This window comes from Pantanalinema rosaneae CENA516, assembly GCF_050753385.1.
GTDB lineage: Bacteria > Cyanobacteriota > Cyanobacteriia > Leptolyngbyales > Leptolyngbyaceae > Pantanalinema > Pantanalinema rosaneae.
The window spans coordinates 1-13,297 of sequence record NZ_JBLZFZ010000102.1; the positions used below are offsets into that span (position 1 = coordinate 1).

Here is a 13,297-nt window from a genome sequence, read left to right on the forward strand (position 1 = left end):
AGATGTGTATAAGAGACAGGAGATAGGGAGTGGGGAATAGGGGGTAGGGAAATGATCGCCCCTCCACTCATCCACCCGTCACCCATTCACTCACCCAGTTAATCAATTAGTTGAAAAGATATATCAGATGATTCATTCAGAAACAAGATTACAATCATCCAGAACCCTCATTCGTCGGTTGTCGGTTGTTGTAGTGTCTGCGATCGCGCTTAGCCTGGGAAGTTGTGCCACGACTGCACCCACTACGAACTCGGATTCACAAGCACAATCGTCTCCGGCGGCGACAGCAGATGAGTTGCAGGTGGTGACAACGTTCTTGCCGATGACTCAGTTTACAAAAGCGGTGGCGGGCGATCGGGCAGAGGTGACTCAACTGTTACCTACCAATGTTGGTCCCCATGATTATCAGGCAAAGCCGGAAGATGCTCAGAGGTTGGCAAAAGCTGATGTGCTGGTGCAGAACGGGCTAGAAATGGAGGAGTTTCTGGAGGATCTGGTTAAAAATGCAGGGAATGCCAACCTGAAGGTGATTGATTCCAGTCAGGGTGTACAGACCATTACGACAGAATCGATCGCAGGGGAAGCCCATGACCATGACCATGATCATGGGGCAAATGAAAAAGCAGCAGCCGGACATGGTCATCAACATGGAAAGTACAATCCCCATATCTGGCTGGATCCAAAGCGGGCAATTCGACAGGTCGAAAACATTCGGGATGGACTGATTGCGGCAGACCCAGCAGGAAAAGAAATTTATACCGCCAATGCAGCCGCCTACATTCAGCAGTTACGGGAGTTGGATGCCGAAACTACCAAACTGCTGCAACCCTATGCTGGGAAAACGTTTGTTGCCTTTCACGACTTTGCGCCCTACTTTGCCGAAAGCTATAACTTGAAGGCAACGTTCCTGGTCGATGTACCAGAAGGTAATCCTTCGCCGGATGATGTGAAACGAGTCATGGATACGGTGCAAACAACCAATTTAAAAACACTCCTGACCGAACCCCAGAGTGGACAGGATGCGTTTGCATCACTGGCAAAGGATTTGAACGTGCGGGTGAGCACCTTTGACCCACTCGAAACGGGTGGTCCTGAGGCACTCCAACCCGATTATTACCTCACCACCATGCGGCAGAATGTCAAAACTTTGGCGAGCGCTTTTACCGGGCAATCAACTCAGTCCTTTCTCCCCCTCTGGACACCGCAACCCGTTGCTGCTGTGCCGCAGAGAGTTGGGTTTCGGTTTTAGGAGGGTTGCTTGAGAGAACTCGTGCTATCGGTTGAGCAACTGACGGTTTATCGCGAAACCTATGCGGCGGTGCAGGATGTTTCATTTTCTCTAGAGAGTGGTACAGATACGGCGATCGTTGGACCCAATGGCGCGGGTAAAAGTACGCTGGTGCAGGCGATTCTGGGCATTCTGCCCCGTCAAACAGGAGATATTTTTATCCTGGGGCAACCGCTGTCTCGGCGAGGGTTTCTCGCGCCTGCTATCCGTCAGCAAATTGCCTACCTGCCGCAAAACTTTCTGTTCGATCGCCGTATTCCCATCACCGTCGAAGAACTGGTGGGATTGGGATGGGACAAGTTAGGGTTCCAGGTGCCCTGGGCAAATCGGAGGAAACGGCGTTATGCCATTCGTGAAGCGTTGACACGGGTCGATGCTGCCCATCTCAGGCATCAATTAATCAGTGGGTTGTCAGGAGGCGAAACCAAGCGGGTACTCCTGGCGTACTGTCTGGTGCGTCCCCGTCGTTTGTTGATCCTGGATGAAGCTCCAGCAGGATTAGATGTGCGGGGGGAGTCAGAATTCTACCAATTGCTCTATCAACTCAAACGGGAGCAAGGCTGGGCAATCCTGCAAATTTCCCACGATTTAGATATGGTGCGCCGCCACTGCGATCGCGTTATCTGCCTGAACCGCACGTTACTTTGTCAGGGAATTCCAGAGGTCGCCCTTTCCCCTGATCATCTTTCTGCTGCTTATGGATCGGAATTTGTTCGCTATCGACATCAGCATTAACCTCACTCCCCATGCCTACTGAACTCACCCGTATCATCGAACTGTTCCAACTTCCCTTTATGCAACGGGCACTTTTGGGTGGCATTCTCACAGGCTTGATGGGCGGCATGTTGGGGAGCTTCACAATCCTGCGCCAATTGTCATTCTTCAGTGATGCTTTAGGGCATTCAGCTTTGTTGGGCATCAGTATTGGTTTACTGATCGGCATTAATCCATCCGTTGTATTGCTGCCCTTTGCGGTCTGTTTTGCCCTGGGAGTCACGTATCTGCTGGAACGGACTCGCTTATGGACAGATGCGCTACTCAACATCATTTATTCTTCATCGCTAGCGATCGCCATCATCACCCTCAGCTTTGTCGGACAGTACAAAGGTGGACTGAATAACCTGCTATTTGGCGATATTCTGGCAGTGCGAGAACTGGATTTAGTCTTTAGTGGTTTGTTATTGATTGCGTATACGGTATTTATTGGTCTAACGTTGCGAACGCAAATGTTGCTGACCTTGCATGAACCATTGGCGATCGCCCGTGGAGTTTCGGTTTCGGCTCATCGTACCGCCTTTATTGTCTTGCTGTCGCTGGTAGTGGGCATTTCGATCAAGGCGATCGGGGTGTTGCTGGTGAGTGCGTTTGTGGTGATTCCTGCCTGTGCTGCCCGACTGCTGAGCCGAACATTCACCAACTACGTGGTGCTATCAGCAGGATTAGGGGCGTTGAGTGCTGTGGTTGGGATGCTGATTTCGGCGGCATTCAATTTGCCGTCGGGTCCCAGTATTGTGGCAACCCAGTTAATGATTTTTCTAACGACAATGGCACTGCCCCAGTTGGGCTATCGTCTCCAGAAGTAGCCAGGTAATATGCGACTCTCTCAGCATCAACCTGGTTTCGAGCAGCGATCTTCAATGAGGCTTTTTGCAATAAGAGTCTTAAAGCATCCCCTTATTGAGATTCTAAAGAATTGTATGTGTTTGCCCTGCCAGGTTAGATGATGTTCTGGAGTTTGGTACAAGAGCGGGATATAATTTTCGCTTATGAGTACTGTCACCCACGACATCGTTGCCAAACTTTGGAACCTTTGCAACGTCCTTAAGGACGGTGGCATATCGTTTCATCAATACATGATCGAGCTAACGTACCTCCTGTTTCTAAAGATGGCGAAGGAAACGGGGGCTGAAAACCAGATCCCAGAGGGCTATCGCTGGGACGATCTTAAAAGCAAGTCTGAATCTGAGCAGGTTGAATTCTATAAGCAGCTTCTGGATCACTTAGGAGAAAAGGGTTCAATAATCGTCAGAGCAATTTTTGCTGATGCGAAATCCTCTATCAATAAACGCAATACCCTTTCTGCTTTGGTTAGTGGAATAGACAAGCTTGATTGGTATAACGCGCGGCAAGAAAGCATGGGAGATGTCTATGAAGGACTCCTTGAGAAAAATGTCAATGAATCCAAAGCAGGTGCAGGGCAGTATTTTACCCCTCGTCCGCTTATTGACAGCATGGTGCATGTTATGCGTCCTAAGCTGGAGGACATTATTCAAGACCCTGCTGCGGGTACAGGCGGATTCTTGATTGCAGCCAATCGCTATATTCGAGGGCATAGCGATCTAAGTAGTTGGACTAAAAAGCAACAAGATAAATATCGCTCTAATACCTTTTATGGAATGGAGCATGTGTCTGACACGCAACGTTTGGCATTAATGAATTTGATGCTGCACAATATAGATTTTGATCCGCAAGGTGCAGGCATTCGTTATGGTGATACACTTTCGCCGGATGGACAAGCCCTGCCTCCAGCCACACTGATTCTGACAAATCCACCTTTTGGTAGTAAGAAAGGTGGAGGCTTGAGGTGGTCCCCAAAAATTGGACAGAGGGTTAAGCTCTGAACGACTCAAGAAATGGTAGGAGTAGTTCATGAGTAACAAACGCAAGCAATACAGCCCTCAATTCAAAGCTAAAGTCGCCCTCGAAGCAATTCGAGGCGAGAAAACCGTCTCTGAGTTGGCTAGTCAGTACGAAGTGCATCCGACGATGATCAACAACTGGAAACGGCAGGTGTTGGAGGAAGCCAGCAGTCTGTTTGAGAAGGGGAGCGAATCGACGAAAGCCGATGAAAACCAGCAAGCCCAAATCAATGAGTTGTATCGGCAGATTGGGCAATTGAAGGTGGAACGGGATTTTTTAGCCAGCAGGTCAGCACAGTTGGGACTGAAGCACGAAAAGCCCTGGTAGTGTCTGACCACCCGCAACTGAGTGTGGTGCGCCAATGCCAATTGCTCGGCATTGCCCGTTCCAGCTTTTACCATCGACCCCAAGCGCTGCCCGAGGAGGAGTTGACCCTATTGAAGCTGATTGACCAACAATACCTGGAAACACCCTTCTACGGGAGTCGGAAGATGACCGTGATGCTGCGCCAACAGGGCTATGCAGTGAATCGCAAACGGGTACAACGCTTGATGCGCCAGTTGGGCATTGAAGCGATTTATCCCAAACCTCGGCTCTCTCAAGCTCATCCGGGGCATCAGGTCTATCCCTATCTGCTGCGGGATCTCAAGGTGACTGGGGCTAATCATGTGTGGTGTACTGACATCACGTATTTGCCAGTGTTGAAGGGGCATTTTTACCTGGTTGCCATGATGGATTGGTTTAGTCGCAAAGTTCTCTCGTGGAGGATTTCTAACACGCTTGATGTCACCTTTTGTTTGGAGGCACTTCAGGAGGCGATCGCTCTCTATGGCAAACCCTTGATCTTTAACTCCGATCAAGGCAGTCAATTCACCTCAAACTCGTTCACAGCCTGCTTGAAGACGGCTGGAGTCCAGACCAGTATGGACGGTCGAGGACGATGTCATGACAACATCTTTATTGAACGTCTATGGCGATCGCTGAAGTATGAGTTGATTTATTTGATGGCGTTTGAAGATGGAATTTATTTGAACAAGGAAGTCCAACGATGGTTTCATTGGTATAATCAAGAGCGTCCACATCAAGCATTAAAGTATCGCACTCCAGAAGTCGTTTATTGGGAAACGCGATCGCTCTTTGGAGAAAAAGCTTGAATATGGACTTGGAGATCTCTCATTTCAGAGCTTAGAGATCCCTCAGAATTGTCCAACCGATTGGGTCCACCTCAGCTTACCGGATCGCAAAGATTTTGAGTTCCCCACCAGCAACAAACAGTTTTGCTTTTTGCAACACATTTATCTTGGGTTAAAGCCTGGTGGTCGTGCCGCTGCTGTGTTCCCTGACAATGTGCTGTTTGAGAGCAACGTGGGGCGGTTGATCCGGGCTGACTTAATGGAGAAATGCAATCTCCACACGATTTTGCGCTTGCCGTCTGGCATTTTCTACGCTCAGGGTGTGAAGACGAATGTGTTGTTTTTTACCCGTGGTAAGCGAGAAAAGGGCAATACAAAAGAGGTTTGGATATATGACCTGCGGGCTAATACGCCCCAGTTTGGCAAGCGGACATCATTGATGCGTGAGCATTTTACCAAGTTTGAAGCGGCGTTTGGGGATGATCCATTCGGTGGTGCCGCAAGTTTGGCACAACGCATAGATACGGGGGAAGAAGGACGCTTTAGACGGTTTTCCCGTGACTGGATTGCTGAACGGGGCGACAATTTAGATATCTCCTGGCTTAAGGATGAGCGTGAAGAGGAAAACGGGGAGTTGCCCGAACCTGCCATCCTTGCTCAGGAGGCGATCGGGGAGTTGGAAGCGGCTATAGCCGAATTGCAGGGAATTTTGCAAGAATTGGGTGAGGATCTTACTTTGTAGGGTTAGTTTGTAGGGATAGAGGGAAAATTATGCACAGCATTACACTCAAATCTCATGTTGGCAGTGATGGTCTTTTGAAGATTCATTTGCCTGACATGAGGGATACGGATATTGAGGTTGTCATTGTCTACCAAACTAGCCAACCCAAAGAGGTGAAAGCAGTCGATCTTTCGCAGTTTTACGGCTGTATTCAGGATGACTCATTCTTCAGACACCCTCAACCCGAACAACCGGAACGCGAATCCCTGGAATGAACTATCTTCTTGATACCAATGTTTGCATCATCTATTTAAAGGGCAGGAATTTGAACTTGAAGCAGAGACTGGAGGCAGTCCCAAATCATGAGATTGCGGTGTGTTCGATCGTCAAGGCAGAACTTTGTTTTGGGGCGATGAAAAGTGTCAATCCAGAACGCAACTTTGCCTTACAGCAGAAATTCTTGGCGCAATTTATCTCGCTGCCGTTTGACGATCTTGCGGCTACAACCTTTGGGGTGATCCGATCGCAGTTAGAAACTCAAGGAACACCCATTGGAGCTTATGATTTACAGATTGCGGCGATCGCTCTAGCAAATAATCTCACCCTGATCACTCACAACACAGGAGAGTTTGGGCGGGTGGATGGGTTGCAGGTTGAGGATTGGGAGGTACCAATTTGAGCAAGCTCCCACGAAATTGGATAATGACTAGCTTTGGAAGTATTTGTGGTACTGGTCAGTACGGTTGGACAACTAGAGCCACTGATAAAGGTTCTGTCAAATTCCTACGAACAACTGATATTACTAAAGGTCCAATAAATTGGAACTCAGTTCCATACTGTCAGGATGATCCACCTGATATTGACAGGTATCTAATTCAAGCGAATGATATTCTAATATCACGAGCTGGCTCTGTTGGTTTCAGTAGTTTAATCGGTCATACTCCATTCCCGGCAGTATTTGCGTCGTATCTTATTCGATTTGTTCCTTCCGCTAGCACTGAGCCAAGATACGTCGCATATTTCTTGAAATCTTCTGAATATTGGCAACAGATTTCTGAAGCCTCAGCAGGCATTGCTCTATCTAATGTTAATGCCAAAAAAAGGCTTTGTTGCATGATTAGAAAAACGACCAGACCTGCCTTAAGGTCGTCCTGGTATTAAGCTGCAACTTTGTAGCTATCAGGTTTAGCGATCTGGATCATCCGGTTGAGCGCAGCACATTTGATGAACAGTTCCACCGCTTGATTGTCAAATTGACGCGCGCTGAGATTGCCACCAAAAATTGTCTTAAAGCGAAACATGGTGGTTTCGGCAATGGAGCGGCGATGATAGCCAGAATCCTGCTTCCAGCGTTTGCGTCCATGTTTGCGGATGTGACGCAGATTTTCATCTCTCGCATGGGGCTTGCCTTTGCGATTACCATGCTGCCAGATTTTGGCATCTTTGCGCGGTGGAATCACGGCTTTGGCTCCTTTGGCATCAATTTCGTCATAGCAATGGCGATGGTCATAAGCACCATCGGTTGAAACCTGTTCAATTTCCCCTTCAATCTGTTCCAGGAGGTCTTCTAGCACTTCTCCATCCGCCACATTATTGGTTGTCACGACCATTGCCACAATCTCGCCCGTAGCTTCATCAACCCCTAGATGCAGTTTGCGCCAAGTCCGACGCTTGCTCACCCCATGCTGACGGGTTTTCCATTCCCCTTCACCATAGACTTTTACCCCAGTCGAATCGACCACCACATGACGAGCACCCGGTTTCGGCACAATCGGTAAGTCAATGCTCAGGTTCCCAATTCGCCGTGATAGTGTACTGTGGTCAGGCACAGGCAAGTCAATTTCCATCAACTCAAAAATTGATTCGAGAAATCCTTGACACTGTCGTCCAGCCAGGCGATAGACCGCTTTGACAGTCGCCATCGTTTGAATCGCAAGGTCACTATAGAGGACAGACGCACCTGGTTTGCCGCTCAAATCTTCGACCACCCACTGCTCCAGAACCGATTCCTCAATCCAGAAGGTGAGGCTTCCCCGTTGCTTCAGTCCAGCGTTATACTCAGACCAGTTGCGGATGCGGTATTGAGGTTTCATGGCTTGTTTTGGTTGTGGTGATTAAAACTTACCATGCCTCGCCCTCCGCAACTCCTCTTCATGCAACAACGCCCCAAAAAAATATCAGAAATTGACACTCCACTTGCTCCGCTCAATGAGCAAAAACGGATTGCTGATAAGCTCGATTCATTGCTTGCGCGGGTGGATGTTTGTCGCGATCGGCTCGATCGTGTACCGCGTGTTCTTAAACAATTTCGTCAATCTGTCCTTGCTGCTGCAATATCAGGAAAACTTACTGAGGATTGTCGTGAAACCACTGTTCCTGTTGAAGCATTAAACCTGGATAGCAATACGCTCCCTACTGGTTGGGAGTGGAGACTAATTCGAGAAGTTGGCAAAATTCAGTTGGGCAGACAACGGGCACCCAAATATCACTCTGGGCAGCACATGCGCCCCTATCTTCGGGTTCAAAATATTTTTGAGGATAGAATCGATCTTTCAGATGTAATGGAGATGGATTTTCCTCCTTCAGATTTTGAGACATATCAACTTGTGTATGGCGATATCCTTCTCAATGAAGGGCAAAGTCCTGAATTTCTAGGACGACCAGCAATGTATCGTGATGAGCTTCCCGGTGCTTGCTTCACCAATACACTGATTCGTTTTCGTGCCTTTGATATAGTCAATCGGGATTTTGCTTTGCTCGTATTCCGACATTATATGCACTGTGGACGGTTCAGCAGAGAAGGGAAAATTACAACCAACATTGCTCATCTTAGTGCAGGACGATTTGCCAATATTGAATTTCCTCTCCCTCCTCTTGATGAGCAACAGGAAATTGTTCGTCGTGCTAGTAGTCTTCTGAGCTATGCCGATCGCCTCGAAGTTCGCTACCAAAATGCTCTAAGGCGAGTTGAGCAAATAACACCTGCATTGCTGTCTACGGCATTTCGAGGTGAATTAATGCCACAAGACCCTAATGATGAACCAGCAGCAGTTTTGTTAGAACGGATTCGAGCCGAGCAGCTTGCTAAGCCCAAACGAGTTGTAGTCAATAAGAAGCCAAAGATGTCCAAGATGACTGAAGAGTCTGTCAAAGAGGTAATTCGCCAATTACCTACGGAAACGTTTTCATTTGATGAACTACGTGAAAAGATTTCTGGCAATTATGATTTGTTCAAAGACATCTTGTTCACCCTGCTGAGTGAAGCTGATCCCAGCCTTATGCAAGTCTTTGACCAAGAAACAGAATCAATGCGCTTCGTTAGGAGAAATCAATGAAGCTTTTGCGCGTCCACATTATTTCTGCTAAAACCTGTGGGGGGCTACTGGATGGGGTAGATCGCTCGTTACGAAGTCCGTTCGGTGACTATTCTTCATTTGATCCTTTGTGCCTTATTGGACCCAATGGTGCGGGGAAATCTCAGTTTTTGCAAATGATCGCAGAGATCTTTCAATCAGTGTTCTATGCCTGCATTCGTGAAGAGGAACGTATAGAAGGTAATCCTGACCTGCAATTTGAGATTGAGTATCTAGTTTATCCAGAAGATAATCAGATTCCTGTTCGTGTTCGCATATCACGAGAAGCCGTTGATAGAAAACGCCCATCCCTCATCATTCAGAGAAGAGACGAGGATGAATATGACTGGATCGATTGTGATCTGAACGATCCTGAAACTCATGCCTTACTTCCGCAGAAGATTGTTGGCTACACATCAGGCGACAATGAAACACTTAGCCTACCATTTCTTGTAAGCCGTAGTGGATACGCAACTGATGTAAGAGAAGGGGCATTCAATACTGAAACTCGTAATCAGTCTATACCTGATACTCGGTTGATGTTAATTGATTATGGAACACATCTTGAAGTTCTTGTAGCTAACCTTCTACTGGGTGAAACTTCTCAACGGGAGGCACTGCTAAAAGAAGCAAATTTAAAAGATCTACACTCATTTCGTTGCATCATTCAACTAGCTCATTCTGCTGCCCCAAAAGCTAATTCAGAAATCGTAAAACAAACTGGACGTAAAGGCATCCAACTTACAGAAGAACTTGAAAAATATATCGATCAGTTTCAGCGATGCGCCACCTGTTATACCTATGATGAGAAAACAGAAACCTATACACTTGATTATTGGATTAACGATCAAACAAGAACTGCATTTCGCTCTTTTTGGGGTAACGCGCTGAATCTTTATTCGTCATTTCACAAACTTGCTATGTTGAATGACTTGGTGTTGTCAAAGAAAATACGCGATCGATTTCGGAAGGGTACAGGAACAAGAAGATTTGCATCCCGTCTTCCTGAGCCTCAAGATGAGGATAAGGTCTTTCGATTTGAACAAGTCAGATTTCGCAAGCAAAAGATTGATGGAGAGATGGATGACCAAGAAGTGGATTATGTATCACTCTCTGATGGAGAGCATCAAATGGGTCAGCTTCTGGGCACGTTTTGTATGTTGTCGTCTCCTAATGTGCTTTTTCTATTAGATGAGCCTGAATCTCACTTTAACCCTCAGTGGCGAGTGAAGTTCATTTCTCGTATTCTTGATTTACCTACAAAGGATGGCGATCGCAGAGAAGCATCTAGAGCATCTAGGCAAGATTGCTTGTTAACGACACATGCACCCTTTATCCCATCAGACATGAAGAGAGACAAAGTTTTTATATTTAGCAAAAATGAAGAAGGAAAAATCCAAATCAAAAATCCCGATGTTGAAACGTTTGGCTCAACCTTCGACACAATCATTGAGGAGTGCTTTGGAGTTCGCCCACCCATCTCTCAACGCTCTCGTGATGAAATTGAAGAGCTTATGAAGAGTGACAACCCTGAAGAAATTAGAGCAGGAATTCAGGGTTTGGGGAACTCTGTAGAGAAGGCATTTTTAGCTGATCACCTTCGACAAGTAACAAACAAGAACGGAGTTTGAATGCTTTTCGGTTATCCTCTTGCAGCGACGGCAGAAAATTGGCTCCACGAATGCTTAGATCAGATTCTACAATTCATCCATAAAAATTTAGATAATGGAAACCTATCGACGGACTGGGCTGAAGCTATTGCAGAACCGTATCGAACCAGGTTAAAACGACGATTAAAAGTATCGGAAAAGCCTGACCCTAAAAAACTAAGTCTAGGGGATAAGTTGAAAAGTTATCAGACATCGCTCAAAAGCTTTGATATTTCCGAACGCAGCCGAATTTTGCAAGCATTCAATGATCAAAACAATATTGCTCTTCTTTTGTCTGGCGCTTGTGCATGTGAGGCTATTACTGATTTACCAAAAGAGATTCGTGAGCCAGTCAAAATCCTCTTCCAAGCTGCGTTTGCAAGCCTTACTGATTTGGAGATTCGGAAGAAGCAGTATGAATTGATTTATAACAACCTTTCCTATCGTGTGTGTCCTTTTTGTGGTTGTGAAGATTTTGATGGACTGGATGCTCCTCAAGAAGCCTTAGATCATTACCTTCCAGAGCATAAGTATCCCTTCGCTGCTGCCAACTTGCGAAACCTTGTTCCAATGGGAAATAAATGCAATTCACGCTACAAGCTTGTTCAGGACATTATCTCGAAAGAAGATGGTACACGACGTAAATCATTCGATCCTTATAACCACCACAGAACAATTGCAATTTCTTTAGATAAAAGTCAACCTTTCTCTGGGGCAATTGGACAGATTGGAACACCTCTCCCAAGATGGGAAATTGATTTTAGTTTTGACTCTGAAGAAGTGAGGACATGGGATGAGGTATTCAAAATACGAGAACGATATGAGCGTGATGTATTGAACGAAGGCTTTAACTCTTACCTAAGAGAATTTGGGAATCATTGTAAAGCTTTCAACTGTATCCCTACTTCTGTAAATGAATTAATTGATGCAATTTCAAGATATGCAGATTTTCAAGAGAGTAATGGCTTTAAAGATAAAGCGTTTTTGAAAGCTGCTGTATTCCGAATGCTACAAATACATTGTCAGAATGGCGACCAACGACTCATCAACTTTATTAAGGATATTGTAAATGGTGTGAGTGTTTAGGGCGATTACTGTTATGGGAAGATGCGATCGCCCCTCCTACTCCCCTTTCCCCAACTGTTCCACCAACGCCTCATGCTCTGGCGATCGCCCCTTTACTTGCACCACCTCCAACCCTAATCCGAAGTTACTCTACACTCTCTCCGATCGCCCGACCGATTTGCTTCAGAATTTGCAGCGCATTGCGGAATTCTTGACTAGACGAAAACGGCGCAAATACCCGTGATAGACCATACATCCGTTGCTCTTGCTGCACCAATTTCACAAACAGAATCTCATCGCCATTCGTCACCATACCAAAACTGGGTTGCTCCGGCTGAGGATTTGCCATCAAATACGCCAGCGTTTGCGGCAGTGCCGTCCAGACTGACAACGCCGTTTTCTTAGACTCCAAAACCACCACCCAAAACTGATTCAGCAGCACCAACACATCAATTCGTCCTTGCAGCACCTCTTCCTCATCCTCCAGCGTCAACTGCACCGATGCTTCTGCCCGTACTCGAAATGGTGGATCATAAAAGCCTGCGATCGCCAGTAGGGGAGATGCCAGCAATAACGTCACAGTCCCTTCTAATAATTGTCCTTGCGATCGCTGGTAGAGGTATCGCCGCCGTGCTTCCTCCAGAAGCAATCGTTCAGCATCAGAAAGTTCTGGCAACGGAGTTTGCCATCCCCCCCAAAATGCTGCATCTTCCGTTCGTGACAGCTTAAATTTTCGTTCTGCTTCAGCGATCGTTGTAATTGCTTCAGTAATCGCAATGGACATAGAACTGATGAATATAGGACTGTTCGAGCAGGTGATGCGATTAATTCTAACAGTTGCTCCTGTTGTAAGTCCTGGGAAACTGCGATCGCTCCTTCACCCCCCGCACCTAATCGTGCTAAATTGAGAATGATTATCATTCTTGCTTAGCTTATGGTCAGTTCTGTCCTTCCGCCCTATGCCAACCCAACCAGTGCTGAAATGTTGCGGCGGCTTCGTCATACCTGTGCCCATGTGCTGGCAATGGCAGTGCAAACGCTGTTCCCAGAAACCAAAGTGACGATCGGACCCTGGACAGACACTGGCTTTTACTATGACTTTGATCGCCAAACCCCCTTCACCCCTGACGATCTCACTCAGATTGAAACCGAGATGCGCCGCATCATCAACGCCAATTTGCCGATCATTCGAGAAGCGGTCGATCGCGAACAAATTCGGGCAGAAATTGAGCAACTCCACGAACCCTACAAACTAGAAATCCTCGACAGCATTCCTGCTGATGAACCGATCACACGCTACTTTATTGGCTGTGCAGATACCCTGCCAGGTGTGGCAGAGGCTTCCTTGTTTCACATCGCAGCGGACACCCTGACCCAGAAACAGATGGGCAAAGATTGCTGGTGGGATTTGTGTGCAGGTCCTCACCTCAACTCCACGGGTGAAATTA

At 46.8% G+C, this 13,297-nt stretch carries 13 protein-coding genes and 1 pseudogene; 12 read left to right on the forward strand and 2 right to left on the reverse strand.

Annotation, left to right across the window (positions count from 1 at the left end):
- Window positions 1–127: 127 nt before the first annotated feature.
- From ACN4EK_RS30970 to vapC, 8 genes are all read left to right on the forward strand, one after another.
- Window positions 128–1,249, forward strand: coding sequence for a metal ABC transporter solute-binding protein, Zn/Mn family (locus ACN4EK_RS30970; protein ID WP_431662296.1), 1,122 nt, complete (start codon window positions 128–130; stop codon window positions 1,247–1,249).
- 9 nt (window positions 1,250–1,258) lie between these two features.
- Window positions 1,259–2,023 carry a metal ABC transporter ATP-binding protein gene (locus tag ACN4EK_RS30975; protein WP_431662297.1) on the forward strand — a complete coding sequence of 255 codons (765 nt, stop codon included), beginning with the start codon at window positions 1,259–1,261 and terminating at the stop codon, window positions 2,021–2,023.
- Window positions 2,024–2,034: 11 nt separating this feature from the next.
- On the forward strand, window positions 2,035–2,871 hold the full coding sequence (locus ACN4EK_RS30980; protein WP_431662298.1) for a metal ABC transporter permease: 837 nt from the start codon (window positions 2,035–2,037) through the stop codon (window positions 2,869–2,871).
- Window positions 2,872–3,054: 183 nt separating this feature from the next.
- Window positions 3,055–3,909 (forward strand): class I SAM-dependent DNA methyltransferase, encoded by an 855-nt coding sequence (locus ACN4EK_RS30985; RefSeq protein ID WP_431662299.1) that lies wholly within the window; start codon window positions 3,055–3,057, stop codon window positions 3,907–3,909.
- A 28-nt stretch (window positions 3,910–3,937) separates the two neighbouring features.
- A protein-coding gene (locus ACN4EK_RS30990) for an IS3 family transposase (protein ID WP_431662300.1) occupies window positions 3,938–5,082 on the forward strand; the annotation gives its coding sequence in 2 pieces (ribosomal slippage) (window positions 3,938–4,199 and window positions 4,199–5,082; 1,146 coding nt in all).
- Window positions 5,066–5,803, forward strand: coding sequence for an N-6 DNA methylase (locus ACN4EK_RS30995; RefSeq protein ID WP_431662301.1), 738 nt, complete (start codon window positions 5,066–5,068; stop codon window positions 5,801–5,803). The genes ACN4EK_RS30990 and ACN4EK_RS30995 overlap by 17 nt, the downstream gene beginning before the upstream one ends.
- Window positions 5,804–5,832: 29 nt before the next feature.
- Complete coding sequence (locus ACN4EK_RS31000) at window positions 5,833–6,057, forward strand: hypothetical protein (RefSeq protein WP_431662302.1); 225 nt, start codon at window positions 5,833–5,835, stop codon at window positions 6,055–6,057.
- Window positions 6,054–6,461 (forward strand): type II toxin-antitoxin system tRNA(fMet)-specific endonuclease VapC, encoded by a 408-nt coding sequence (gene vapC / locus ACN4EK_RS31005; protein WP_431662303.1) that lies wholly within the window; start codon window positions 6,054–6,056, stop codon window positions 6,459–6,461. Before ACN4EK_RS31000 ends, vapC begins: the two co-directional genes overlap by 4 nt.
- Window positions 6,462–6,939: 478 nt before the next feature.
- On the opposite strand, the gene ACN4EK_RS31010 is transcribed toward vapC, so the two are convergent.
- Window positions 6,940–7,875: an IS5 family transposase gene (locus ACN4EK_RS31010; protein ID WP_431655783.1), complete on the reverse strand. Its 936-nt coding sequence runs from the start codon at window positions 7,873–7,875 to the stop codon at window positions 6,940–6,942.
- Between the two features lie 33 nt (window positions 7,876–7,908).
- On the opposite strand from ACN4EK_RS31010, the gene ACN4EK_RS31015 reads away from it, so the two are divergent.
- Genes ACN4EK_RS31015 through ACN4EK_RS31025 form a run of 3 tightly spaced genes read left to right on the forward strand, consistent with a single transcriptional unit; the run spans window position 7,909 to window position 11,870 of the window.
- Window positions 7,909–9,117, forward strand: coding sequence for a restriction endonuclease subunit S (locus ACN4EK_RS31015; RefSeq protein ID WP_431662304.1), 1,209 nt, complete (start codon window positions 7,909–7,911; stop codon window positions 9,115–9,117).
- On the forward strand, window positions 9,114–10,766 hold the full coding sequence (locus ACN4EK_RS31020; protein WP_431662305.1) for a restriction system-associated AAA family ATPase: 1,653 nt from the start codon (window positions 9,114–9,116) through the stop codon (window positions 10,764–10,766). Before ACN4EK_RS31015 ends, ACN4EK_RS31020 begins: the two co-directional genes overlap by 4 nt.
- Window positions 10,767–11,870 (forward strand): hypothetical protein, encoded by a 1,104-nt coding sequence (locus ACN4EK_RS31025; protein ID WP_431662306.1) that lies wholly within the window; start codon window positions 10,767–10,769, stop codon window positions 11,868–11,870.
- A gap of 124 nt (window positions 11,871–11,994) precedes the next feature.
- Here ACN4EK_RS31025 and ACN4EK_RS31030 read toward each other — a convergent pair whose 3' ends face one another.
- Window positions 11,995–12,633: a type I restriction endonuclease gene (locus ACN4EK_RS31030; RefSeq protein WP_431662307.1), complete on the reverse strand. Its 639-nt coding sequence runs from the start codon at window positions 12,631–12,633 to the stop codon at window positions 11,995–11,997.
- Window positions 12,634–12,783: 150 nt separating this feature from the next.
- Between ACN4EK_RS31030 and ACN4EK_RS31035 the strand changes: the two are divergent.
- A pseudogene (locus ACN4EK_RS31035) lies at window positions 12,784–13,297 on the forward strand (threonine--tRNA ligase); the annotation flags it as partial.

What these genes read in the sequence shown, in the direction of transcription:
- ACN4EK_RS30970 (WP_431662296.1), top strand. Translation starts at nt 128, where the DNA reads ATGATTCATTCAGAAACAAGATTACAATCATCCAGAACCCTCATTCGT.
- ACN4EK_RS31020 (WP_431662305.1), top strand. Translation starts at nt 9,114, where the DNA reads ATGAAGCTTTTGCGCGTCCACATTATTTCTGCTAAAACCTGTGGGGGG.
- ACN4EK_RS30980 (WP_431662298.1), top strand. Translation starts at nt 2,035, where the DNA reads ATGCCTACTGAACTCACCCGTATCATCGAACTGTTCCAACTTCCCTTT.
- ACN4EK_RS30985 (WP_431662299.1), top strand. Translation starts at nt 3,055, where the DNA reads ATGAGTACTGTCACCCACGACATCGTTGCCAAACTTTGGAACCTTTGC.
- ACN4EK_RS31025 (WP_431662306.1), top strand. Translation starts at nt 10,767, where the DNA reads ATGCTTTTCGGTTATCCTCTTGCAGCGACGGCAGAAAATTGGCTCCAC.
- ACN4EK_RS31030 (WP_431662307.1), bottom strand. Translation starts at nt 12,633, where the DNA reads ATGTCCATTGCGATTACTGAAGCAATTACAACGATCGCTGAAGCAGAA.
- vapC (WP_431662303.1), top strand. Translation starts at nt 6,054, where the DNA reads ATGAACTATCTTCTTGATACCAATGTTTGCATCATCTATTTAAAGGGC.
- ACN4EK_RS31010 (WP_431655783.1), bottom strand. Translation starts at nt 7,875, where the DNA reads ATGAAACCTCAATACCGCATCCGCAACTGGTCTGAGTATAACGCTGGA.
- ACN4EK_RS31000 (WP_431662302.1), top strand. Translation starts at nt 5,833, where the DNA reads ATGCACAGCATTACACTCAAATCTCATGTTGGCAGTGATGGTCTTTTG.
- ACN4EK_RS31015 (WP_431662304.1), top strand. Translation starts at nt 7,909, where the DNA reads ATGCCTCGCCCTCCGCAACTCCTCTTCATGCAACAACGCCCCAAAAAA.